Origin of the sequence: Halostagnicola sp. A-GB9-2 (assembly GCF_030068615.1) — an archaeon.
GTDB lineage: Archaea > Halobacteriota > Halobacteria > Halobacteriales > Natrialbaceae > Halostagnicola.
Map to the genome: position 1 here is coordinate 133,702 of NZ_JASJOC010000004.1, position 20,785 is coordinate 154,486.

The window sequence follows — 20,785 nt, forward strand, 5'->3', positions numbered from 1 at the left end:
GAATCGGACCTCAGGCGTTCAGCACTTGCCGCAGGACGTCCGGCGCGTCCTCGAGCGCGTCGTCGAGATCGTCTTCGTTTGGTCCCCCTCCCTGTGCGAAGTCGGGCGGACCGCCGCCGCCACCGCCGACTTTGCTTGCGAGCTCGCCGACGACTTCGCCGGCGTTGACCTCGGTGTCGTCGGGAACGGCGACAACGAACTGCGCCCCGCTTTGGCCCGATCCGAGGACCGCAACCGCCCCGTCCTCGACGAGCGCGTTCGCGGTCGCTCGGAGTTCGTCCATGTCCGCGTCGATGCGCTGGACGACCGCCGTCGTCTCGCCGATTTCGACTTCCTCGCCGCCGCCACCGCCGCCAGCGCGGGCCGCGGCTAACTGCTCCGTGAGGTCCTCGATCTGTTTTCCGCGATCCTTCCACTCCGTGAAGAACCGCGCTGCGGTCTCGGGTACGTTCTGTGGAGTCACGTCGAGCGTTTCGGCCGCTTCGTAGAGCGCGTCCTCTTTCCGTTGGGTCGAGTCGATCGCCGCCTCGCCAGCGGCGAAGACGAGTCGTTCGACGCCGTCCTGAACTCGCTCGGTGTTGAGAACTTTGATCGTCCCGATATCACCGGTTCTGGCGACGTGGGTTCCGCCGCAGGCCTGAATGTCTTCGCCGACCTGAATCAGGCGGATATTCGTTCCCGGCGGAATGCCGCCCTGATAGAGGTCGAAGCCGTGTTCGGCCTCGGCCTCGTTTCGGTGGGGCCACTCCTGAGTGACCGGAAGATTGTCCATCACCATCTCGTTCGCGAGGTGTTCGATCCGTTTGACCTCCTCGCGGCCGATTCGGTCGTAGTGACGAACGTCGATCCGGGAGGAGTCGACGCCCTTCTGGGCACCCGCCTGGCGGATGTGCTCGCCGAGTACCCGTCTGGCGGCGTGGACGACGATGTGGGTCGCCGTGTGCTGGCGCATGAGCTGTCGCCGACGGGGACCGTCTACCTGGCCGTTGACGAACTCGCCTTTGCCGGGCCGCTCGTCGGTCCGGTGGAAGATGACGCCGTCTTCGACCTGCACGTCTCGCACCTCGACGGTGGCGTCCTCGGTCGAAATCGTCCCCGTATCGGCCGGCTGTCCGCCGCCCTCGGGGTAAAACATCGTTTGGTCGAGCACGACGTCGTAGCCCTCCTCGCGCTCGAAGACGTCCAGTACGACGGCCTCGAACTGGGTCCGCTGTTGGTCGTCGTAGTAAAGTTTCTCCGTCTCCGGGAGATCCCCGGAGCGGGCATCCTCGTCGTCGCCACCCTCCTCGAGCGCCTCGGCGGTGTCGTGGCGGTCCGCGACGAGGCTGTAGAAGTCGTCCGGCACGTCGATCTCGGCTCCGGCTTCCTCGGCGATCTCCTCGACCATGTCGGGCTGGATGCCGTGGGAATCGTAGAGTTCGATGAGTTCCTCTGTCGGGATCGGCTCGCCTTTCTTCGCGTACTCCTCTGCAAGCGTTTCGACGCGACGGCCGCCGCGCTCTAAGGTTTCGCGGTACTTTTCGACTTCCGTGCGAACGATATCCCGGATCGTATCGCGGTTCTCGTACTCGAGGCGTTCTGCCTGCATGTCGACGAGTTCGTCCAGCGGCGCGTCGACGCCGACGGTGTCACAGAGCCGCTTCGTTCGGCGAAGTACCATCCGCGTGAGATAGCCCGTGCCGACGTTCGAGGGGACGATGCCGTCGCCGAGCATGTACGCGAGTGTTCGACAGTGGTCGGCGATGGCGTAGATCGACTCGAGGGGCTCTAGGAGCTCTCGAAGCTCCTCGGTCGGGATCTCGAGTGCCTCGGCGATGTCGTCTCTGGCCGCTTCGACATCGTCGACATCGTCGATGTCGAGTTGGCCCGAGAGCCGCGAGGCGCGGGAGATAATCTCCTCCTCGCGCTCGGAGTGTTCGAGCCCTGCATTCTCCTTCAGGAAGTCGATCATTTCGGGGTAGATCGACTGGTAGACGGTCGGGGTCCCCTGGCTCATCCAGGTCCAGCGCTCGAGCCCGTAGCCCGTGTCAACCACGTAGGTGTCCATGTAGGAGTAGCGGTTCCCGTCTTTGAGTTCGTACTCGCCGTCGGGGTCTTGCTCCATGCACATGAAGACCAGCGTCGCCAGTTCGAGGCCGCGGTAGATGACCTCGATTGCGGGCCCGGCGTTGCCGCCGCCGACCCAGGGATCCTCGATGTAGGTGACGTCCTCGATGTCCGCGCCCATCGACTCGAGCAGTTCGTCGCAGTACTGGACCGTCTGGTCCTTCCAGTAGACTTCGCCCTGATAGGCGTACTGACCCGGGTCGTCGATATCTTCGCGCGCGTTGAACGCGTGGTGGGCCATCATCTCGAAGGCCATCGTGTGACGACCGGTCTTCCCGACGTTGTCGATATCCTGCATCCGAATACAGGGCTGGGAAATCGTCAGCGGGTTCGCCGGCGGCGGCGTCTGGCCGCTGGTGACCAGCGGCTGGAAGTCGTAGATCGATGCCTGGGTCAACAACACGTCGTCGCGCCAGCGGTTCGCCGCGACCGGGTACGGCTCGATGCGTTCGTGATCGTTCTCCTCGAAAAAGGACAGAAACGCCTCGCGCATCTCCTCGAGGGTGTACTCCCGGTCGAAGCCGGGGTTCTCGATGAAGTCGTACTCGGCACACGGGGGCTCCCCGCAGGTCTCCCGGTCGTGATCGCGCGTCCAGAAGTGCGCGCCACACTCCGAGCACGCCTTCCGCTCGAAGCCTTCCTCCTCGAAGTACTCGAGGCGGTATTCTTCCTCCAGTTCGCTCATTCTACGTGTGTTTGGCTCTGGAAACCCTAAAACAGTTCCGCAACGTGTATCGGAGAAATAATCGCAAGACGACAACACCCATCAGAATATTGAGTGGAAATCATCATCAATTATCCGAGGATTGAAATAGATTTGTAAGAGGATACAGCCATATATACCGTTGGTTTTGATTTTGTCGAGGTTCGCATATCGAATAAGCTATCACTATACCAGAAATTACACCAACGACAATCGAACCAGTATATAAGTAGCGTAGTGGAGGAATCGAGGAAGTGTTATACAAAACGAAAGTAATACAAATTGTCGTCTCCGATCACTCTGCGATGTGGTTCGATCCAGCAGTTGTCGAAGCCGTCCGCGATGCGATCCCCACCTGGCTCGGCGTCCTCATGGTCGTCCTCTCGTATCTGGGAAGCGTCTACCTAATCGCTCCCGCGATGATCGCCGCTTACTGGCGAAAGCGCGACCTCGTCGCGCCGTGGCTCGGCGGCGTCATCGGCTACTACGGCCTGATGTCACTGACCAAGTCCTATCACACGGCGACCCGACCGACCGTCGGCCCGCCGGTGGGTGCCGAATCGTTCCCCGACTGGTTCGTCCCGTGGTACGAACACGCCGCACACATTTCCACGGCGAGTTTCCCGAGCGGACACGCAATGGCGGCGACGGTCATCGTCGGCATGCTCGTGGTCGACCTCCCCGTCAGCACGCTCGCGAAGCGAGCGGTCGTCGGAACCGCAGTCATGCTGTGGGTCGGGCTGACTCGAGTCGGCCTCGCGGTTCATTACCCGGGTGACGTCGCCGGCGGCATCGCCTACGGGCTCGCCTTCCTGGCAATATACTATCTGGTTCGACACTACTCGACCAATGAGACGAGAGCCGCCCTCGCAGTCGGCACGGCGTTCGGGATAGCCGCTGTCGTACTGGTCGGGAGCCGAAACTCGCATATCGTCTTCGGCGGCGGCGTCGGTGCGTTGCTCGCGTGGCAGTTCGCGCCGACCATCGCCGACCTGATTCGGGACACCGTCCTGAAGTACATCCTTCCGGTCGCAGGGGTTCTGGTCGTCCTCGGAACCTGGTTCGTGACCGACCTGGGAATCGGCAACGACGCCTTCATCGTGGCCTGGTCTGGGCTCTTTCTCGCGGCAGTCGTCCTCGTTCCGTGGGTCACCCCAAGCCGCAAGGAGTGGTCGGCAACGGCGTCGAAGCTCACCGGATAGCAACGACAAACACAGAAACAACCGTCGCAACCGCCTTCGGATCAGGATTCGCCCTCGAGCGCCAGCGCCGCCAGCATCGCCTCGAGTTGTAGTCGTTCGTTCGCGCCCTCCGTAATGCGGTAATCGACCTCACCGAGTCGCTCGAGCAGTCGAACGGTCGCTTTCTCCGAGAGGTCGAACTCCCAGGCGGAGCGGTGAAGCTGGTCGATAACGTCGCCACCGGCGAGCCCTCGGTCCATCAGGAGGGTCTCGAGGGTCGAGCGAGCGGCCGTGAAGTCGCCGTCGATGGCCTGTTTGACCATCTCCTCGACCTCCTCGGGGCGGGCGGTGGCCGTGATCGCGAAGACCCCCTCCTCGTCGACGGTTTCGCCCATCACTGCCGCGGCTTGCAGGCCGTTGATCGCTCTGCGCATGTCGCCGGCCGCGGCGTAGACCAGCGCGTCGACGCCGTCGTCGGTCACCTCGATGTCCTCGTTCTCGGCGATTTCGCGGATCTGGGCCTCGATCGCCGATTCGGAGAGTTCGGTGAACCGAAACACCGCACATCGAGACTGGATGGGATCGATGATCTGACTCGAGTAGTTACACGAGAGGATGAATCGCGTGTTGTGTGAAAACTGCTCCATCGTCCGGCGAAGCGCGGACTGGGCGTCGGAGGTGAGCGCGTCGGCCTCGTCGAGGAAGATGATCCGATAGTCGTAGCCGCCGAAACTCGAGCGGGCGAAGTTCTTGATCCGGTCTCGGACGACGTCGATCCCGCGCTGGTCGGAGGCGTTCAACTCGAGGAAATTATCTCGCCAGTCGCTTCCGTAGATTTCGCGCGCGACGGCCTGTGAAGCTGTCGTTTTTCCCGTACCAGCCGGACCCCCCAGCATAAGGTGCGGCAGGTCGTCTTGCTCGACGTACTGGGAGAGCCGCGGGATGATGTCCTCGTGGCCCTTGATCTCGTCAAGGCGCTCCGGGCGATACTTCTCGATCCAGACTTCGGTCCGGCCCGGCGTCGACTCCGCGGTCTCGGCGTCGGCCTCGCTCATACAGGCCGAAAGGGGAGGGTCGAAGATAAAACGACCGAAGCGAGAGCATCGACAGACCCCACGAATCACTCGTTCGAACGATTCGGAAATGTGTCACCACAGACATCATTTTATCGCCCATGACGCCGTACTAACGATATGTCAACAGCAACCACGACGACATCGGAGAGCGACGCTTCGAAACGATCAACGGGTGACGGTTCGGAGCGCCCCGCAGATGGCGCTTCGAAGAAACGGACGAGCGACACACTCACTCGAGTCGCCGTCTTCGTCCTGATCGCTGCCCTCATCCTCGGGACCGCACCCGGGCTCGCCGCCGCACAATCGATCGGCGGATCCGACGGCATCGGCGGCACCGTCACGGTCGAGGAGGGCGAAACCGTCGACAGCGTCGAGGCGTTCGCGGGTAACGTCATCGTCGACGGCACCGTCACGGGCGACGTGAGTTCGGTCGCCGGGAACGTCTACGTCAACGGCGAAGTCGGCGGCGACGTCTCGAGCGTCTCGGGTAACCTCGAGATCGACGGCACCGTCGCTGGCGACGTGAACGCGGCCGGCGGAAACGTCATCCTCGGGGAGGACGGAACGGTCGAAGGCGAGTTTCAGGTCGGAGCCGGAACCGTCGTTGTCGACGGAACGGTAAACGGCGACGCGGCGATCGCCGCCGACACGATCGAACTCGGCGAGACGGCCGCCATCGCAGGCGACCTCGAGTACAACGGTAGTTTAGAGGGTGACACCGGCATCGTCGCGGGTGAAATCAGTCAGGATTCGTCGCTCGGTGTCGGATTCGAACCGGCGCTCGAGCCGATCGTCTCGTGGCTGTTCGCGCTGTACACGCTCACGTTGAACCTGTTGTTGGGAGCGGCACTGCTCGCACTCTTCCCTCGGTTTTCGGACGACGTCGCCGAACGGGTTGCAACCGCTCCCGTCCGGGCCGGGCTGGTCGGGCTCTTGCTCCTCGTCGGAATCCCGATCGCTCTGGTTGCGATCGCGATCACGATAATCGGAATTCCGCTCTCGATCGTCGGCGGGTTCCTCTTCGCATTGTTCGTCTGGGTCGGGGTCGTCTACGGGCGGTTCGCCGTGGCCGCCTGGTTCCTGTCGCTTCTGGGCGTCGGCAATCGCTGGCTCGCGCTCGTCGTGGGCATGGTCGGCGGCGCGATACTCACGCAGGTCCCCATCGTCGGCGGGCTGGCTAACTTCCTGATATTTCTGCTCGGTCTCGGCGCGCTCTCGATGGCGTTGTACGGGCAGCGACGGCAGAGTGACGAGTCGCCGACGCCGACGAGTCGCGAGGGACCGGCCGCCGACTGATTCGGTCGATTGACCGACCGACCTCGTCGTGTTCCCTTAGTTGATCGATGGACCTGAAGATGGTAAAGTAGCTAGAGTTATCAACCGATAGTAAACAAGCCTACATTCGAATGACGAATATCGGCCAGTACGTTCCGAACGATCTCGAAGTGACCATACTCATCTGGGTGAGCACGTTGCTTTTGCTGGACTATTTCGTGGGGATTTCGGAAATTCTTCCCGACGGCTGGTTTCACCTCCTGTTAGGGGTTTATCTCTTCGTGTGTGCGGCCGTGTTGTTCATCAGGAACGATCGTTCATCCGGGTGAGCGTTCCGTCTCTCGCAGCCGTCCGAAGGTCTCGCGAACCGAACACCGGGTCCGAGTACGTTTCCAAACCGCGCAACGACGCCCTCAAGTTCGAACGGCGACAACGACGACCATGCGCGTCACCGTGGACGTCAAAGGCGAGGAAACCCACGAGTTCGCCCTCGAGGACGTCCCCACCGAATCGGCCGAAACCGCGGTCGAGCAACCAACCTACGCCGATCTCCTGTCCAAAATCGACCTGAGCCCCCACGAGGTGTCCGTCCTCGTCGACGGTCGTCCCGTCCCCGAAGATCAGCCGGTCGAGTCAGAGCACGTTACAGTGCTTCGACTGATCAAGGGCGGGTAAGCGGCGTCAGCGCGACACTTCAATTCGTATCCGGGCATGTCGACTCGAGATAGAGCGACTGACTCGTCAGTTCGTCGCCGCGACGACCTCGATCTCCAGAGCCGCACCCTTGGGCACATTCCCGACCTCGACGGCGCTTCTGGCCGGCGGGTCGGTTTCGAAGAACTCGGCGTAGGCCTCGTTCATCGCCTCGAAGTCGTCGATATCCTCGAGATAGATCGTCACTTTGAGCACGTCGGTTCGCTCGAGGCCGTCGGGTTCGAGGATCAATTCGACGTTCTCGAGACAGGCCGAGTAATACGGTATTACCGAACCACCCGTGTTGGCGAAGAAGTGTGTACTTGATCCAGTGTCTCACGCTTCGTTCGCGAACGAAACGGACGTACAGGTCTCGTATGAGAGGTAACTCTCTGCGTTATAGCTGGAAGTCCGATCGGCGAAGAGCGGTTTCGATCGACGTTCGACCGCGGATCGGCGATCGGTTCCGCTTGAGGGCGGCCAGACCATATGAGTGGCGTCGCCCCACGCTTCCGGTCGTGTCTTCGATCAAGTAACATACGGGAACTGAGACGTCTGGTCAACCGTCGCCGATTCGAATTGTCCGCTTCGCGCTACGTTCTGTCTCCGTGTTCATCGTTTCCGTTCAATCGTCTGTTATCGTGGCCTCCTCTTACGGTCTTGACAGTGTTCGTGTTCGTTGACACGTAGGCGGAAAGTTCCAGTCAGTGTTGATTTGTAACGAGTCCTCTTGGTGTGTGATTCGCCGTAGCGGACAATTCATCGGTCGTGTCGATCGTTCCAGCAAGTGAGTTTTTTACACACTCGAAAATATCCACACAATTACAAAGAACTAGAAGCCCGAACGAGAAAGGGCATGGTTCAAATCCAACCCGCACAACAGGTACAGGTCCCAGAATGGTTACAGGACCCGGTAGCCGAACTCATCACCTTCCTTCCGCGACTGGTCGGTGCAGTAGTCATCCTGCTCATCGGCTGGGTCATCGGTCGCCTCGCGGCCGGGGTCGTCCGACGGCTCGCAGATGGCGTCGAACTCGATCGAATGGTGCTCGAGACGCCGCTCGGGCGGATACTCGGCGGAACAGAACGGGCGGTTTCCAGTGCATTCGGGAAGCTGGCGAAGTGGTTCGTCTACGCGCTCGCGATCCTCGCGGCTGCGAACGCCCTCGCGATCCCCACACTCTCGGAGTGGATCTCAACGGCCGTCTCCTATTTGCCGGCGTTCATCGCGGGCCTGCTCGTCATCGTCCTCGGATTCGTCGTCGCGGACTTCATCGGCGACGTCATCGAACGAACGCAGGCTGCGGCCCAGACTGCCTACGCGAGCTGGTTCGCGAACGGCGCTCGGATGTTCCTCTACTTTACGGCGATCGTCATCGGTCTCGATACGATGGGGATTGACGTGGGCATCCTGTACGTCTTCGCTCGAGCGCTCGCGTGGGGACTCGCGGCCGCAGTCGCCATCGGCGTCGGCGTCGCCTTCGGCTGGGGCGGCAAGGACTACGTCTCCGAAAACATCGACCGGTGGATGGGACGGACGAGTACGGTCACGCCAACCGAGAACACGCAAACCGGAGAGGGTCCACGCGGCGGCGACCGCGACCCCGGCTCCGAACCCAGCGCCGGACCGGGTGCTGAAGACGACTGAAACCCCCTCACTCGAGCGGTGTCGAAACCCGTTCCGTTGGCCGGTTCGATCGAGCCGTCGCGTCGCGCGGAAAGAGTGGTCTGACGGGCACGACGACATAGGACGTGACGAGACGACCATCGATCGGTCGACACTTCTCGACCTGCGCGAGTCGATGCGTCGCGGCGTAGACATCCTCGATTCGCTTGAGGACCGATTCGAACGCGTCCACGTCGAATCGTTCGGCCGGGACGCGGTCAGTGGCGACTGCGATACCGTTGGATTTGGCGTATACGTCGAGTCGGCCTTCGAAACAGCGTTCTAATTCTTCGATCCGGTCGTGGACGTCGCCGATCGACGGCTGGTCCGTTCTCGGTGGGAAGGCGACGTACGCCTGATACTGCTCCGGGCGGTTCGAGACGTATCGCTTCCACAATTGTTTGACTATCGACATTATTCTACGTACTCGCGCGACGTTCGACGCACGCTCGTTCGACGGCGATTTCGTTCGAGTCCTGTCGCATTGATCTCACGTTCGTCTCGTCCGCGTCGGTAATACGTTCTTTGTTGTGCGCCGATGGGAGTCAGCGAATCGTTTCTTCACCAAAAACGATAGTTTCGACGTTCGCGAGACATTTGTGCGACCAGCCGGTAGTGCTGTTCAGTATGCGCAAGCCCTTCCTCAGACCAACCTCGCTCCTCCTCGCAGTTTCAGCCGGAATCGTCGCGCTCGGCGTCGCGATTAACGACGGATTTGCTCCCTCCGCCCGCACGGTTCCCGCACTCTTCCTGACCGGTATCGGTCTCTTCGGTGTCGCCAGTGCCGTCGACGACCGACCGATCGACGCCCTTCGACTCACGACGGGACGGTGGTGGGCACTCGCGTTCGTCGCATTCGTCCCATACGGTCTCGCAACGTCACCCTCGAGCGAGCAGGCCGAAGCGGTCGGGAACGCGTTCTCCGGACCCGTCGTGACCATAGCACTCGAGGCGCTCGCCGGGACCGCGGTTCTCTGTGCGGTCGCGGTTACGGTGCTCTACTGGTTCGCGCGGTACGGGATCTATCCGGGACGGCCATCTCCCGAAGAGCGCGTTTTAGACGACTAGCAGACCGAGAGTGGTTACTACTATTCCTAAACAACGGGTTCTCGCAACTATTTCATCCCGTCGTCGAACCGCTCGAGTCCGAACATCTCGATCCGGTGATCCGTTTCGCCGTCGACCGCGAGGTCGGCCAGAATCTCGCCGATCACGGACGCGAACTTGAACCCGTGTCCCGAGAATCCCTCCCCGACGACGAGCTGCGCATTCACGACGAACACGAAGCCCAGTTCTGGTACTTCTGGCCCAACTTTACGGTCAACATGTACGGCACCGCCGACGGCTACGGGACGTATCTCATTGATCCGATCGACAAGGGGTGATTCCAGCTCGTCGCGGACTACTACAGCGATTCGACGAAGTCGCTTGCCACATCATTGAACCGCTCTGGTTCCTCGACAGTCAGACAATGCCCGCTCTCCTCGAAGAGTTCGACTCTGGCGTCAGGGATAAGTTCCGCCGCGTGCTCGACCGCCGGGACGCTCCGCCACTTCTCGTCTGCTCCAGCACACACGAGTGTCGGGACGTCGATGGCAGGCAAGACATTGCGGTAATCACAGAGCAACTCAAGAAGCATCGCACTCTTGATCGATGGGGGCGTTCGAGACATTTCATCGAACATCATCGTTCGCAGCTCCCGGGAGGACGCGTCGTTGAGCAACAGATCAATCGTCCGTTCGATGACTTCTGCCGGCTCCGACTGAATACGCCGGTGTAACTCTGTGAGTCCATCGACGTTGTACGACCCGTACTCGTTGTCGTCGTGCTGCATCGGTGACGGCTCCATGTCCACATCAACGAGTGCTCGCACGCGTTCGGTACCGAACCGGTCGATATATTCCCACGAGACGATTGCGCCCAGCGACCAGCCGACGATAACGACATCATCGAGAGCGAGGTGATCGAGAATGGCGTGGACGTCTTGGGCATATTGTGCGAGGGTATGACCGACTTCTGTCTTCGCCGACCGACCGTGGCCTCGAAAATCGAACGCGATGGTGCGGTACTCGGTGGAAAGGCCGGTTAGCTGGGCCTCGAAATACCGGCACCCCGCCCACGCGCCATGGAGGAAGAGAATCGGTTCTCCTGTTCCGTGGTCCTCATAATAGATCTCTGCGCCGTTGCAGCGGACGAGTGGCATAACAGTGAGTACAGGCTGTACAAGTAGATAATCATATCACGTACGACCGCAATGAAATGCTGCATCCATCCTCTATATTCAGCAGGTCGTTTTTGACGCCCATCCGAGAGGTAGCTGGCTGCTCTGGTAACGCCTCCGTCTGTACTGACCGTTCGCCGGGTAGTCGGAGAGAGGACACGAACTGTTCTATGACGCCTGCTGAGGAGACCTAGGAGTTCTCCTCGTCTTCCTCGAGGAGCGTGTTCGACACGAGCTGGCCCGTTCCGCGACAAATGCGGCCGCCGACGGCCGTCGGTGAGATCTCGAGCAGGTCGGCGAGTTCGGCGAGCGACGTTTTGCGAGGTTCTTCGAAGTATCCTTCCTCGTATGCGGTTTCCAGTGCGACGCGTTGTTCGTCGGTGACGTTCGGAGACGTTCCGTCCGTCCACTCGTCTCGACGGAACATGCGGTACAGTTCGAAGGAAATATCCTCGCGTTCGCAGTACTCCCACACCGACGAGAGCGCCTCTCGATCCGGTAAGTGGAGCCGCACCGTCCATCCTCGGTCGTTGCTCTTGGCCCGCAACAACAACCCGCCGAGTTCGATCGTCGCCGGCGAGATGAGTTTCGTCCCCTCGGTGTGTTGCAACCGGTAGATACGCATCCGCTCGAGATCGTCCACGAGAGACCACGTGTCGACCGTATGGTCTCGCTCGAGCGCTTCGTCGAACGTTTCGTCAGCGCCATCGACGAGGAAGAAGAACATTCCCGTCTCGGGGTCCGTCGACGTGTGCGAAAGGACTTCGATGGACGTCTCCGGACACTCACGAACCGTCGGTGCCAGCGCGAGATCGGGATGGGCGATGTCGATGATCGCAATGAGGCTCACGATCGTTCGCCTCGCACTGACCGCTGTCTCGAGTGGCGTCTCGAGAGGTGTCGACGACGAGAGGCGCTCCGCGACCGACCGAAATTGACGAAGATTTCGAGTCGTGTATTCACATGGCCCATGTGTTACTGTATATCGGCTATTTCCCCTTAATCGTTTAGTACATTTGCAGACGAAACCGGGGCAGATAGGCGATCCGGGCACCGCTGAAAGGCCGATAGTTTTCTCCGTTCGACCGAACTATTCGCTAATGACCGAAGCAGACATCACCGGCCGCTCCGCGGGCACGACCGATCCGATCGCTGCTCGCTCGAGCGAGCCGAACCAGCTATCGCTGTCGGAAGGATCGCCGTTCGGACTCGACGCCGTCGTACGATAATGTTCACTCGTCTCGCCACCCCGGAGGATGCACTCGATGTCCGGCGAATCCTCGACGCATCGATGCTCGAGCCCGGTAACGTCGAAGCCCGTATCGAGGCCGACGATGTCTTCGTCGCCGGCGATCGGTGGGAAGCGAGTGGGGATTCGAACCCCTCGAGCGCGCAAACCGAACGAGTGCTCGGGACGATCGTCCTCGAGCCTGTCGGAGAGGCCGAGGACCGCAAGGACGGGGCGCACATCAGCGCGATCGGCGTCCGTCGACGACATCGCGGGAAGGGGATCGGACGAAGCCTGGTCGAACGAGCCATAAAGCGCGAACGACGACTAACCGCGCGCTTCGATGCCGACGTGTACCCGTTTTACGAATCGCTCGAGTTCTCGATCGAGCCGATAGACGACGAGCGCTATCGCGGATCGCTGGAACGCCCTCGTTGAAGGCGCGGGGCGGTTTTATGAGTAATAACGTGGTACGTCGGTGCGCATGAACCTACAACGGATACTCAGTGGCGACCCGTCGCGGAACTCGTTGCTGTATCTCGGGATCGGCGTGATTTCGCTGTTAAAGGCACTCGCGGTCAGAGACGACTCGACGCGGTTTCGTCGGGAACTGCTCGACGCCGGGATGTTCATCGGGATCGGCCTCCTCCTGCGGCGGTACGGGAAGATGAAAGCGAAAAAGCGCTCGGAGATGGAGGGACAACTTCCCAACTGGATCGTCGACACGTCCGGATCCTCGAGTGGTTCGGGCGGCCTTCGGACGAAGGCCAAACGGCGACTCGGGAGCGAGACGAGCGCGGAACCGGAACCGACGCTCGGCGATCGCGCGCGGAGCGTTCTGCAGAGCTAATAGCCTCACACCGGAGCTACTATTCCTTACTGCTGACCGCGGTAAAGCCAAAAATCCTCGCTCCGTAGCGGTGAGATCGTGAGCCGAATCAGTTCGAGACCGGCTCGAGTTCGGCCGTGAAATGCCGTAATTCGGGTATCTCGGGGTCGGTTGCAAGTCGGAGCCCGTTCACGTTTTCTCGATTCTCGTAGACATCGACGGCCGTCTCGAGGACGTGTTCGAAGTGTTCTCGATGGTACGTTCGGCGCGGAATCGCGAGTCTGACCAGTTCCGGGCGATCGGAATCGGGAAACGCGAAACTCCCGAGTTCGACGCCCCGAACACCGCCTTCGCGATAGAGTTCACAGACCAGCACCTGCCCCGGAAACTCGCTCGAGTCGAGGTGGGGATAGAACGATCCCGCGTCGAGATACACCGCGTGGCCGCCCGCCGGCTCGTAGATCGGAATCCCGGCCTCCTCGAGCATCGAGGCGAGCGACCGGACCTGTCGGATTCGATCCTCGATATAAGCGTCTTCGACGGCTTCGCGGAGCCCGACGGCCATCGCCTCGAGATCCCGCCCGGCCATCCCGCCGTAGGTCGGAAACCCCTCATAGAGGATCGCTCGGCTCTTACAGCGCTCGAAGAGGCTCTCGTCTCGAGTCGCGACGAACCCGCCCGTGTTCACGAGGCCGTCTTTCTTCCCGCTCATCACGACGGCGTCGGCATACTCGAGTTGTTCGCGGGCGATCTCGGCGACCGTCGCATCCGCGTACTCGTTTTCCCGTTCATGAACGAAGTAGGCGTTCTCGGCGAACCGACAGGCGTCGACGACGAACGTCGCGTCGATTTCGTCCGCGAACGCTCGAACCCGACGCGTGTTCTCGATACTGACCGGCTGGCCGGCGGTCGAGTTGTTCGTGATCGTCGAGATGACGACAGGGACGTTCTCCGCGCCGACCTTCGAAACGACTTCGCGGGCGCGTTCGACGGAGAAGTTACCCTTGAACGGCTCCTCTCTCGAGAGGTCGTGAGCCGCCTCTGTCGGGCAATCAGCGGCTTCCGCACCCTGATTCGCGACGTGGGCTCGAGTCGTATCGAAATGGGTGTTGTTCGGAACGACATCGCCTTCCGAGAGCAAGGTTCCGTAGAGGACGTTCTCCGCGCCTCGTCCCTGATGGGCCGGAATCACGTACGGGAATCCCATCACGTCCTCGACGGCCGACTCGAGGCGTTCGAAGCTCGGCGAGCCAGCGTAGGATTCGTCGCCGCGGTGGAGCGCGGCCCACTGGTCGTCGCTCATCGCTCCCGTTCCGCTGTCTGTCAGAAGATCGATATAAACGTCGTCGGCTGCGAGATTGAAGACGTTGTAGCCAGCTTCCTCGAGCGCGCGTTCGCGTTCCTCGACCGAGGGCAACCGGATCCGTTCGACCGCTTTGGACTTATAGGAAACCATGAAGCGGATGAAGACCCCGAGGTTGTTTAGCCTATCTGATATAACATGCCCATCGAGGTGCCGAGTCGGCACCCAACCGACGGCTTCGAACAGTGATGAACGGAAACGACGGGACGGAAACGTTCGTCCCACACCGTTTGATTCGCGGCGTGGAGACCAACACGTACTATTATGAACGATAGGGCAGAACGCAGAGACATGGCAGGGTACGACCAGACGTTGAAGCCGTTCTTGTGGCGTGCGGAACGACTGTATCCCGACCGAGAGGTCGTCTCGCGAACGCACGAGGGAATCGAACGCCATACCTACAGCGAGTACGCCGACCGAACCCGCCAGTTGGCTAATGCACTCGAGGAGGTCGGAATCGACAGCGACAACGGCGAGCGCGTCGGCACCTTCTGCTGGAACCACAGCAGACACGCCGAAATCTACTTCGGCGCACCCAATATCGGGGGACAACTCCACACTATCAATCCCCTGTTACCGCCCGACCACATCCAACACATCGTCGAAAACGCCGAAGACGAAGTCCTATTCGTCGATCCGTCGTTGCTCGAGCCGCTCGAGGAGGCTTACGACGAAACGGCCTTCTCGAGCGTCGAACAGTACGTGGTCATTGGTTCAGAGGTTCCCGAGACGAGTCTCGAGCCGGTTACCGACTACGAGTCGTTCATCGGGAGCCACTCGCCCGAGTACGACTGGCCCGAACTCGACGAAGAAACGCCAGCGGGGATGTGCTATACCTCCGGAACGACGGGCAAACCCAAGGGCGTGGAGTACACCCAGCGGATGCTCTGGTCGCACACGATGGCGACGCTCACCCCGCAGGGGTTGGGCGTTCGCGACGAAGACGTGGTGATGCCCGTGGTCCCGATGTTCCACGTCAACGCCTGGGGACTGCCGTTTACGGCCACCGCGGCCGGCGCGAAGCACGTCTATCCGGGACCCGCACCCGATCCCGCCGACCTCGTCTCGCTCATCGAAGACGAAGGCGTCACGCTCTCGGCCGGCGTTCCGACGGTGTGGCTCGGCATTCTCGAGTACCTCGAGGAAAACGACGCGGATCTCTCCTCGCTCGAGCGAATCGTCATCGGCGGCAGCGCGGCTCCGAAGAGCCTGATCGAACAGTACGACGACCTCGGCGTCGATGTCGTCCACGCCTGGGGGATGACCGAGATGTCCCCAATCGGAACCGTCGCCCACATCAAAGAGGGGCTCGGCGGACTCTCGGACGACGAGCAGTACGACAAACGCGGCAAACAGGGGCTCGTCGTTCCCGGTCTCGAGTTCAAGGTGGTCGATGACGACGGCGAGGAGATCCCGTGGAACGGAGACGATTTCGGCGAGCTCTACGTCCGCGGGCCGTGGGTGACGGATTCGTACTTCGAACGCCCCGACGCGAACGAAGCCGACTTCGAGGGCTCGTGGCTCAAGACCGGCGACATCGTCACCGTCGATGAAGAGGGCTACATTCAGATCGTCGACCGCGCCAAAGACGTGATCAAGAGCGGCGGCGAGTGGATCTCCTCGGTCGAACTCGAGAACGCCATCATGGCCCACGACGCGGTCAGCGAGGCGACCGTCATCGGCGTTCCACACGAACGCTGGCAGGAACGACCCGCCGCGTTCGTGGTTCCCACAGAGGGTGCCGACCTCGAGGCAGAAGAGTTCGAGACCGAACTCGAGGAATTCGTCGGCGCGGAGTACCCCGACTGGTGGACGCCCGACGCCGTCGTCTTCATCGACGAGGTGCCAAAGACTGCGACCGGAAAGTTCGACAAGAAGGTGCTACGGGAGGAGTACGCGACCGAAACGTTGCTTACTGAGGAGTGAGAGGCCAGACCTGCTGTTTTGCTGACTCGGCGAACGGTCGCGGCGTAATTTATACCGCCAACTCCTACCAGCACTCGATGAACGAATCTCGATCCCTTACCGATCGACTCGCCGACGATCTCACGGCGAATCTCACCGTCAGTATCGTCGCCGTTGGGATCGCTCTCATTGCACTTCTCCTCGCACCGCTCGGAGAGAGCGTTGGAAACCGTTTCCTCCTCCTCTGTACGCTCGGGATCTTCATTCCGTACGCATACGACGAATACTGGCCAGTAGAGTATTCGCCGGTGTACGCGGTCATCTGGACGATCGCGGCAGGGCTCGTAACAGCGGGTCTATTTATCGGTGCGTTCGGAGTGAGTTTGCAACTGCTCCCGGACGACGTCGCAGGAATCGTTGCGTTCTCCGTGACGGTCTGCGTTCAATACGGCGTCGCAATGATCTTTCCCCGGGTCCGCTAAGGAGAAGGGCCGGTATGGCACGTTATTCTCGAGGCGTTCGCTCGGATGGAGTCGAACTGCTCCGCAGGCGGTCGTCGAAACGCGCACGAAAACCGGGCAAACCCTCGAGACAGGAGACACAACATACATCGAGTACCCCTCGTGACAGTAGTGATAATTGAGTTTCAGAGCAGAACGAACGGAGTTCACACGAAGAATCGATACGCAGGCCTCGAAGCCGCCACACACCAACGATACGTGAGCGAGTCAAACCGAGACGACGGCGAGGAACGACCCCGATCCGACGAGCTGTTCGCTCAGCTCGACGACGAGTACGCTCGCCGAATCCTCGTCGAAACGACCGGAGGGACGCGGTCAGCAAAGGAACTCAGCGACGCGTGTAACGCCTCGTTGTCGACGATCTATCGCAGAGCGGAGCGGCTCATCGACTGTGGACTCCTCGCGGAACAAACGATCGTCGAGGAAGAGGGTAATCACTACAGCGTGTACGAGGCGCGACTCGACAGTCTCACGGTCGATCTCGACGAAGACGGGTTCTCCGTAACGATCGAAGAAAAACCGACGGACAGCCTCTCCGACCGGCTTACCGACATGTGGGAGGGACTCTGATGATCGCTAGTAACTGTGGGAGGACCCCAATGACCGCCAGTAACGCAACGTCGACGCTCTCGTTCGACTATCTCACGCTCCTCTCGGTGACCCTCATCGCGATCGGACTATCGCTGTTCATTGTGTTTCAGGCGTACCGCGGCTACCGCCACCACGAAAGCCGACGAATGCTGTTTCTCGCGCTAGGACTGTTCCTGCTGACGATTGTCCCGTTTTCGCTCGCGGTCGTCGTCGACTCGTTAGCGCAAGTGGCGACACTCGAGCCTCGAGTGACATCGTACTACCTGCCGCTTTTCAGTCGACTCAGCGAAGTGAGCGGGCTCGGATGTCTCCTCTATTCGCTACTGATCGATGCCGAGTAATCGCCGGTCTCAGGAGCTAGTTTTGGCAACTGAGCGATTAGAGAAGCATCGAGACGATCGCCAGTACCAGAAAAATAAGCACGAGCCACTTCGCGATCGTCATCGTGACGCCTGCGATTCCCGTTAAGCCGAGGACGCCGGCAACGATCGCGATGACGAAGAACACGAGTGCGAGTTCTAGCATGACTTAGACAGTGCGATCTACGTAAAAGTCAGTTGTGCCTGACTGTGCCTGCATGCCAGTGAACGGAAGGTGGGAAAATCGGTCTTTGGGACGTTTTAGCTGAATTTGGGGGCACTAGCACCCATCTTCGAAGAGCTAGTGAAAGCAACCGAGTAGGAGAAAATAGTTCACTATCCAAAGGTATATTAATCTGAAATTTTGTAGACTTTCATGATAGGATTGAAAATAGTCCTGTTTGGAATGACCCTCGTTCTGGCGGCAACTGTTTTTGGCACTTCCGCAGGTCTGCTGGTGCTGCTTGGTGTCGGTATCTCGTTCGCTGGGATCTTCGTCGGATCGACGAACACAGTAGGAGAATTAAAATGATAGTTGCTCGTCGATGCTCCGTTTGACTCCGTTACTCACCCTCTGGTTCAGCGTCACTAGATGTAGGTTTCTGACGCACAGCTGGAGTTTTACGCGAACGAGTTCTCGAGGAAAGACTGCCGTTTCAATGCGAAATCGAACGAGGTGCTCTCAGCTAGCACAACCTGTCATACGGAAGTTATTTTTATAGTAACTTATTTGTAGAACGTATGATCGGCTTGAAGCTCGTCCTGCTCGGCATCAATTTCACACTATTAGCGATTATGCTTGGGGATGGTGCGTGGGGTGCGGCGTACTTCGGTATCTTCCTCTCGATAGTCGGCGTTTTCGTCGGCTCCGTTGACACGTCGATCGCATCAGAATAGGACACTCGTATCAAGTACGAAGTCCATCTGCACCCGTCCACGCGATGTAACGTGCGAAATCTCGGTTGAGGATAGTAGCGAAGCGAGGCCTCGAGTGGCCGAACCAACCCCTCTAGAACAGGTCCTGAGTCAGTTCTAACGTCTCCTCGCGGTCGTCCCAGTCGACGATCAGCGCGACGCTGGTCGCGCTCGTGATGATGTCTTGAAGATTGATCCGGGCTTCCGAAAGGGGATTGACGATATCGCTGATGATTCCTGGCTGGTTCGGCAGTTCGCCGCCGGTAACGCGAACGACGGCCATCGGCGAATCGACGGTCACGCTCGAGAACTCCTCGCGGGCGATGACCTCGCGGTGGAGGATGTTCTCGGCTCGCTCGGCCTCTTCTTCGTCGATGTAGAACGTCACCGTGTCGACGCCGCTGGCGACCGCTTCGATGTTGACATCGCTCTCGCCGAGCGCCTCGGAGAGGTGCTGGAAGACGCCGGACTGGTTCCGAATCGCGCGACCGGCGACGGTCAGGCAAGCGATGGGGCGCTCTCGCAGGTCGACAAGGTTCTGGAACTCGCCTTCGATGCTCGTCCCGCCGCTCAAGAGGTCCCCGTGCTGGTAGTGAACGACGCGAACGTCGAGAGTGTTCTCCTTATAAGAAAGTGCAGAGGGTGCGACGACCTCCGCGCCGCGGAACGAAAGGTTTCGGAGTTCGTCGACGGAAATTTCGCCGACGTTTCTGGCACCTTCGACGACGCGCGGGTCGCCGGTCATGACGCCTTCGACATCGGTTACGATGACGACCTCGTCCGCGTCCATGTACTTGCCGAGCATGACGGCCGTCGTGTCGCTTCCGCCCCGACCGAGGGTGGTGATCGAACCGTCCGCTCCCTCCGCGAGGAATCCCGTGATAACCGGAACCTCATCCTCGAGCGACTCGGCAACCTCGAAAGCGCGCCGCTGTGTTTCTTCGACATCAACTTCGCCGTGTTCGTCGGTGATAATCGGCCAGCCCTCGCCGCCCGGCTCGAGGAATCTGGCGTCGATCCCGCGCGCCGAAAGCGCCGCCTTGAGCATTCGAACGGACGTTCGCTCGCCCATGCTGACGATCTGGGCTCTGTCTTCGTCACCGGTCTCGAATGTGATGTCGTCCAGTAAATCGTCGGTCGTCGAGCCCATCGCGCTGGCGACGACGGCGATTTCGTGGCCGTCTTCGACCGCAGCGGCGACCGAATCGGCGGCCCGGTTGATTCGGTCTCCCGAACCGAGACTCGTTCCCCCGAATTTGGCTACAACGCGCATAGAGACACCCCACAATCGATGTGAGTGGCCGTGGTTCTGCTCATGTGCGAGTCCATTACCAGAGCGGGCAAATAACTGTGTCCCATCGAGCGCATTTTTACCTCCGCTCGGAAACGGAGACAGAGATTCGCTCCCCTCGCAACCGTTTCGCCCGGATCATCTCTCGCCCGCCATGCAGTCTTCCGGTGGAACAAACACTTTTCCTTGACGAAGATTCCTGCGGGAAGACATATCATCTAAAATAGCTATCTTTTTAGGCTGAGTATAATTTATAATGAACTGTTTATTGATACAGAAAGTAACTCACACCGACTCGAGACAGTCAGCAAACGGGCGAAATTTATGTTACTGCGTATCATTACCACATACCAATGAACATACGCGACGCACTCGAGGCCGATGCCGACGCGCTTGCGTCCATCGCGGACTCACCGACTGACGTGATGCGAAACCTCGTACACGATCGGACGGTACGCGTCGCCGAAGACAGTACGCACGACCCGAACGCCGACATTACGACCGGCGAGACACAGTACAACGAATCGAATCCGGAGGATCTCCTCGGGTTCGTGAGTTTCGATGCGAAAGACGACACCGTCCATGTCACCCAGATCGGAGGGACGGACGACGCCTGCGTCGAACTGCTGGCCGAACCGGTTCGGTTCGCCGAGTGCGAATCGATGACCGTCGAGCTCCTCATCGCACCCGATGCCGACGGCGTGAAAGACGCCGCCGCCGAGCTCGGCTTTCAAAACTGTGGATCGGGTCCTCGTTTCGAGAACTCCCGCACTCAGAAGTTTCAACTCGAACCGTAGCCAAAGGGGGCCAAACCCGCTGATTGGACCAAACCCACAGACTGGACCAAACCCGCTGGTTGCGG

At 60.2% G+C, this 20,785-nt stretch carries 25 protein-coding genes and 2 pseudogenes; 17 read left to right on the forward strand and 10 right to left on the reverse strand.

All coding sequences use genetic code 11. The annotated features are described in order from the left end of the window. Window positions 1-10: 10 nt before the first annotated feature. On the reverse strand, window positions 11-2,791 hold the full coding sequence (gene alaS, locus QNM96_RS11740) for an alanine--tRNA ligase (protein WP_283836551.1): 2,781 nt from the start codon (window positions 2,789-2,791) through the stop codon (window positions 11-13). 323 nt (window positions 2,792-3,114) lie between these two features. Here alaS and QNM96_RS11745 point away from each other — a divergent pair, with 323 nt between their 5' ends. Then, window positions 3,115-4,011 (forward strand): phosphatase PAP2 family protein, encoded by an 897-nt coding sequence (locus tag QNM96_RS11745; protein ID WP_283836554.1) that lies wholly within the window; start codon window positions 3,115-3,117, stop codon window positions 4,009-4,011. A 41-nt stretch (window positions 4,012-4,052) separates the two neighbouring features. On the opposite strand, the gene QNM96_RS11750 is transcribed toward QNM96_RS11745, so the two are convergent. After that, window positions 4,053-5,045 (reverse strand): replication factor C small subunit, encoded by a 993-nt coding sequence (locus QNM96_RS11750; protein WP_283836557.1) that lies wholly within the window; start codon window positions 5,043-5,045, stop codon window positions 4,053-4,055. 138 nt (window positions 5,046-5,183) lie between these two features. Here QNM96_RS11750 and QNM96_RS11755 point away from each other — a divergent pair, with 138 nt between their 5' ends. The 3 genes from QNM96_RS11755 to QNM96_RS11765 all read left to right on the forward strand — a co-directional run bounded on the left by QNM96_RS11755 (window position 5,184) and on the right by QNM96_RS11765 (window position 7,016). Next, complete coding sequence (locus QNM96_RS11755; RefSeq protein WP_283836558.1) at window positions 5,184-6,362, forward strand: polymer-forming cytoskeletal protein; 1,179 nt, start codon at window positions 5,184-5,186, stop codon at window positions 6,360-6,362. 110 nt (window positions 6,363-6,472) lie between these two features. After that, window positions 6,473-6,670 (forward strand): hypothetical protein, encoded by a 198-nt coding sequence (locus tag QNM96_RS11760; protein WP_283836559.1) that lies wholly within the window; start codon window positions 6,473-6,475, stop codon window positions 6,668-6,670. Window positions 6,671-6,782: 112 nt separating this feature from the next. Then, window positions 6,783-7,016 carry a ubiquitin-like small modifier protein 2 gene (locus tag QNM96_RS11765; protein ID WP_283836561.1) on the forward strand — a complete coding sequence of 78 codons (234 nt, stop codon included), beginning with the start codon at window positions 6,783-6,785 and terminating at the stop codon, window positions 7,014-7,016. Window positions 7,017-7,082: 66 nt separating this feature from the next. On the opposite strand, the pseudogene QNM96_RS11770 reads toward QNM96_RS11765, so the two are convergent. Further along, window positions 7,083-7,304: pseudogene (locus QNM96_RS11770) on the reverse strand (Rid family hydrolase); the annotation flags it as partial. A gap of 586 nt (window positions 7,305-7,890) precedes the next feature. On the opposite strand from QNM96_RS11770, the gene QNM96_RS11775 reads away from it, so the two are divergent. Beyond that, window positions 7,891-8,682, forward strand: a complete 792-nt coding sequence (locus QNM96_RS11775; protein ID WP_283836563.1) for a hypothetical protein — start codon at window positions 7,891-7,893, stop codon at window positions 8,680-8,682. A 7-nt stretch (window positions 8,683-8,689) separates the two neighbouring features. Here the strand turns inward: QNM96_RS11775 and QNM96_RS11780 are convergent, their stop codons facing one another. Then, complete coding sequence (locus QNM96_RS11780; protein WP_283836565.1) at window positions 8,690-9,115, reverse strand: hypothetical protein; 426 nt, start codon at window positions 9,113-9,115, stop codon at window positions 8,690-8,692. A 212-nt stretch (window positions 9,116-9,327) separates the two neighbouring features. Here QNM96_RS11780 and QNM96_RS11785 point away from each other — a divergent pair, with 212 nt between their 5' ends. Next, window positions 9,328-9,768, forward strand: a complete 441-nt coding sequence (locus QNM96_RS11785; RefSeq protein ID WP_283836566.1) for a DUF1467 domain-containing protein — start codon at window positions 9,328-9,330, stop codon at window positions 9,766-9,768. A gap of 47 nt (window positions 9,769-9,815) precedes the next feature. On the opposite strand, the pseudogene QNM96_RS11790 reads toward QNM96_RS11785, so the two are convergent. Continuing rightward, window positions 9,816-9,971 (reverse strand): annotated as a pseudogene (locus tag QNM96_RS11790) (N-methyl-L-tryptophan oxidase); the annotation flags it as partial. Between QNM96_RS11790 and QNM96_RS11795 the strand changes: the two are divergent. Then, a complete protein-coding gene (locus QNM96_RS11795) occupies window positions 9,933-10,085 on the forward strand; it encodes a hypothetical protein (protein WP_345782532.1) in 153 nt (50 codons plus the stop codon). The pseudogene QNM96_RS11790 and the gene QNM96_RS11795 sit on opposite strands and share 39 nt — an antisense overlap. Before the next feature lie 20 nt (window positions 10,086-10,105). Here the strand turns inward: QNM96_RS11795 and QNM96_RS11800 are convergent, their stop codons facing one another. Next, on the reverse strand, window positions 10,106-10,903 hold the full coding sequence (locus QNM96_RS11800; protein WP_283836567.1) for an alpha/beta hydrolase: 798 nt from the start codon (window positions 10,901-10,903) through the stop codon (window positions 10,106-10,108). Between the two features lie 208 nt (window positions 10,904-11,111). Beyond that, on the reverse strand, window positions 11,112-11,771 hold the full coding sequence (locus QNM96_RS11805; protein WP_283836569.1) for a helix-turn-helix domain-containing protein: 660 nt from the start codon (window positions 11,769-11,771) through the stop codon (window positions 11,112-11,114). Window positions 11,772-12,021: 250 nt separating this feature from the next. Here QNM96_RS11805 and QNM96_RS11810 point away from each other — a divergent pair, with 250 nt between their 5' ends. Genes QNM96_RS11810 through QNM96_RS11820 form a run of 3 tightly spaced genes read left to right on the forward strand, consistent with a single transcriptional unit; the run spans window position 12,022 to window position 12,999 of the window. Next, window positions 12,022-12,150 carry a hypothetical protein gene (locus tag QNM96_RS11810; RefSeq protein WP_283836570.1) on the forward strand — a complete coding sequence of 43 codons (129 nt, stop codon included), beginning with the start codon at window positions 12,022-12,024 and terminating at the stop codon, window positions 12,148-12,150. Beyond that, window positions 12,150-12,587: a GNAT family N-acetyltransferase gene (locus tag QNM96_RS11815; RefSeq protein ID WP_283836571.1), complete on the forward strand. Its 438-nt coding sequence runs from the start codon at window positions 12,150-12,152 to the stop codon at window positions 12,585-12,587. Before QNM96_RS11810 ends, QNM96_RS11815 begins: the two co-directional genes overlap by 1 nt. A 46-nt stretch (window positions 12,588-12,633) precedes the next feature. Continuing rightward, window positions 12,634-12,999 (forward strand): hypothetical protein, encoded by a 366-nt coding sequence (locus QNM96_RS11820; protein ID WP_283836572.1) that lies wholly within the window; start codon window positions 12,634-12,636, stop codon window positions 12,997-12,999. Between the two features lie 88 nt (window positions 13,000-13,087). Here QNM96_RS11820 and QNM96_RS11825 read toward each other — a convergent pair whose 3' ends face one another. Continuing rightward, window positions 13,088-14,434: a tryptophanase gene (locus tag QNM96_RS11825; RefSeq protein WP_283836573.1), complete on the reverse strand. Its 1,347-nt coding sequence runs from the start codon at window positions 14,432-14,434 to the stop codon at window positions 13,088-13,090. 198 nt (window positions 14,435-14,632) lie between these two features. Between QNM96_RS11825 and QNM96_RS11830 the strand changes: the two genes are divergently transcribed. The 4 genes from QNM96_RS11830 (at window position 14,633) to QNM96_RS11845 (ending at window position 17,699) form a co-directional block, all read left to right on the forward strand. Further along, a complete protein-coding gene (locus QNM96_RS11830; RefSeq protein WP_283836574.1) occupies window positions 14,633-16,267 on the forward strand; it encodes a long-chain fatty acid--CoA ligase in 1,635 nt (544 codons plus the stop codon). 77 nt (window positions 16,268-16,344) lie between these two features. Continuing rightward, window positions 16,345-16,728 (forward strand): hypothetical protein, encoded by a 384-nt coding sequence (locus QNM96_RS11835; protein ID WP_283836575.1) that lies wholly within the window; start codon window positions 16,345-16,347, stop codon window positions 16,726-16,728. Between the two features lie 237 nt (window positions 16,729-16,965). Further along, window positions 16,966-17,337, forward strand: a complete 372-nt coding sequence (locus QNM96_RS11840; RefSeq protein ID WP_283836576.1) for a winged helix-turn-helix domain-containing protein — start codon at window positions 16,966-16,968, stop codon at window positions 17,335-17,337. Window positions 17,338-17,366: 29 nt separating this feature from the next. Next, window positions 17,367-17,699, forward strand: a complete 333-nt coding sequence (locus QNM96_RS11845; protein WP_283836578.1) for a hypothetical protein — start codon at window positions 17,367-17,369, stop codon at window positions 17,697-17,699. Window positions 17,700-17,736: 37 nt separating this feature from the next. Here QNM96_RS11845 and QNM96_RS11850 read toward each other — a convergent pair whose 3' ends face one another. After that, a complete protein-coding gene (locus QNM96_RS11850; protein WP_283836580.1) occupies window positions 17,737-17,883 on the reverse strand; it encodes a DUF1328 domain-containing protein in 147 nt (48 codons plus the stop codon). A gap of 210 nt (window positions 17,884-18,093) precedes the next feature. Here QNM96_RS11850 and QNM96_RS11855 point away from each other — a divergent pair, with 210 nt between their 5' ends. Both QNM96_RS11855 and QNM96_RS11860 read left to right on the forward strand, forming a co-directional pair. Beyond that, window positions 18,094-18,249: a nodulation efficiency protein NfeD gene (locus QNM96_RS11855; protein ID WP_283836581.1), complete on the forward strand. Its 156-nt coding sequence runs from the start codon at window positions 18,094-18,096 to the stop codon at window positions 18,247-18,249. Window positions 18,250-18,458: 209 nt separating this feature from the next. Beyond that, window positions 18,459-18,614: a nodulation efficiency protein NfeD gene (locus QNM96_RS11860; RefSeq protein WP_283836582.1), complete on the forward strand. Its 156-nt coding sequence runs from the start codon at window positions 18,459-18,461 to the stop codon at window positions 18,612-18,614. A 112-nt stretch (window positions 18,615-18,726) separates the two neighbouring features. On the opposite strand, the gene QNM96_RS11865 is transcribed toward QNM96_RS11860, so the two are convergent. Continuing rightward, a complete protein-coding gene (locus tag QNM96_RS11865) occupies window positions 18,727-19,905 on the reverse strand; it encodes an aspartate kinase (protein ID WP_283836583.1) in 1,179 nt (392 codons plus the stop codon). A 371-nt stretch (window positions 19,906-20,276) separates the two neighbouring features. Between QNM96_RS11865 and QNM96_RS11870 the strand changes: the two genes are divergently transcribed. Next, entirely contained in the window at window positions 20,277-20,720 is a 444-nt protein-coding gene (locus tag QNM96_RS11870) for a hypothetical protein (RefSeq protein WP_283836584.1), read from the forward strand. Window positions 20,721-20,785 lie beyond the last annotated feature (65 nt).

What these genes read in the sequence shown, in the direction of transcription:
- QNM96_RS11750 (WP_283836557.1), bottom strand. Translation starts at nt 5,045, where the DNA reads ATGAGCGAGGCCGACGCCGAGACCGCGGAGTCGACGCCGGGCCGGACC.
- QNM96_RS11800 (WP_283836567.1), bottom strand. Translation starts at nt 10,903, where the DNA reads ATGCCACTCGTCCGCTGCAACGGCGCAGAGATCTATTATGAGGACCAC.
- QNM96_RS11765 (WP_283836561.1), top strand. Translation starts at nt 6,783, where the DNA reads ATGCGCGTCACCGTGGACGTCAAAGGCGAGGAAACCCACGAGTTCGCC.
- alaS (WP_283836551.1), bottom strand. Translation starts at nt 2,791, where the DNA reads ATGAGCGAACTGGAGGAAGAATACCGCCTCGAGTACTTCGAGGAGGAA.
- QNM96_RS11760 (WP_283836559.1), top strand. Translation starts at nt 6,473, where the DNA reads ATGACGAATATCGGCCAGTACGTTCCGAACGATCTCGAAGTGACCATA.
- QNM96_RS11850 (WP_283836580.1), bottom strand. Translation starts at nt 17,883, where the DNA reads ATGCTAGAACTCGCACTCGTGTTCTTCGTCATCGCGATCGTTGCCGGC.
- QNM96_RS11855 (WP_283836581.1), top strand. Translation starts at nt 18,094, where the DNA reads ATGATAGGATTGAAAATAGTCCTGTTTGGAATGACCCTCGTTCTGGCG.
- QNM96_RS11785 (WP_283836566.1), top strand. Translation starts at nt 9,328, where the DNA reads ATGCGCAAGCCCTTCCTCAGACCAACCTCGCTCCTCCTCGCAGTTTCA.
- QNM96_RS11830 (WP_283836574.1), top strand. Translation starts at nt 14,633, where the DNA reads ATGGCAGGGTACGACCAGACGTTGAAGCCGTTCTTGTGGCGTGCGGAA.
- QNM96_RS11835 (WP_283836575.1), top strand. Translation starts at nt 16,345, where the DNA reads ATGAACGAATCTCGATCCCTTACCGATCGACTCGCCGACGATCTCACG.
- QNM96_RS11755 (WP_283836558.1), top strand. Translation starts at nt 5,184, where the DNA reads ATGTCAACAGCAACCACGACGACATCGGAGAGCGACGCTTCGAAACGA.
- QNM96_RS11865 (WP_283836583.1), bottom strand. Translation starts at nt 19,905, where the DNA reads ATGCGCGTTGTAGCCAAATTCGGGGGAACGAGTCTCGGTTCGGGAGAC.
- QNM96_RS11745 (WP_283836554.1), top strand. Translation starts at nt 3,115, where the DNA reads ATGTGGTTCGATCCAGCAGTTGTCGAAGCCGTCCGCGATGCGATCCCC.
- QNM96_RS11780 (WP_283836565.1), bottom strand. Translation starts at nt 9,115, where the DNA reads ATGTCGATAGTCAAACAATTGTGGAAGCGATACGTCTCGAACCGCCCG.
- QNM96_RS11815 (WP_283836571.1), top strand. Translation starts at nt 12,150, where the DNA reads ATGTTCACTCGTCTCGCCACCCCGGAGGATGCACTCGATGTCCGGCGA.
- QNM96_RS11845 (WP_283836578.1), top strand. Translation starts at nt 17,367, where the DNA reads ATGACCGCCAGTAACGCAACGTCGACGCTCTCGTTCGACTATCTCACG.
- QNM96_RS11870 (WP_283836584.1), top strand. Translation starts at nt 20,277, where the DNA reads ATGAACATACGCGACGCACTCGAGGCCGATGCCGACGCGCTTGCGTCC.
- QNM96_RS11860 (WP_283836582.1), top strand. Translation starts at nt 18,459, where the DNA reads ATGATCGGCTTGAAGCTCGTCCTGCTCGGCATCAATTTCACACTATTA.
- QNM96_RS11820 (WP_283836572.1), top strand. Translation starts at nt 12,634, where the DNA reads ATGAACCTACAACGGATACTCAGTGGCGACCCGTCGCGGAACTCGTTG.
- QNM96_RS11775 (WP_283836563.1), top strand. Translation starts at nt 7,891, where the DNA reads ATGGTTCAAATCCAACCCGCACAACAGGTACAGGTCCCAGAATGGTTA.
- QNM96_RS11825 (WP_283836573.1), bottom strand. Translation starts at nt 14,434, where the DNA reads ATGGTTTCCTATAAGTCCAAAGCGGTCGAACGGATCCGGTTGCCCTCG.
- QNM96_RS11810 (WP_283836570.1), top strand. Translation starts at nt 12,022, where the DNA reads ATGACCGAAGCAGACATCACCGGCCGCTCCGCGGGCACGACCGATCCG.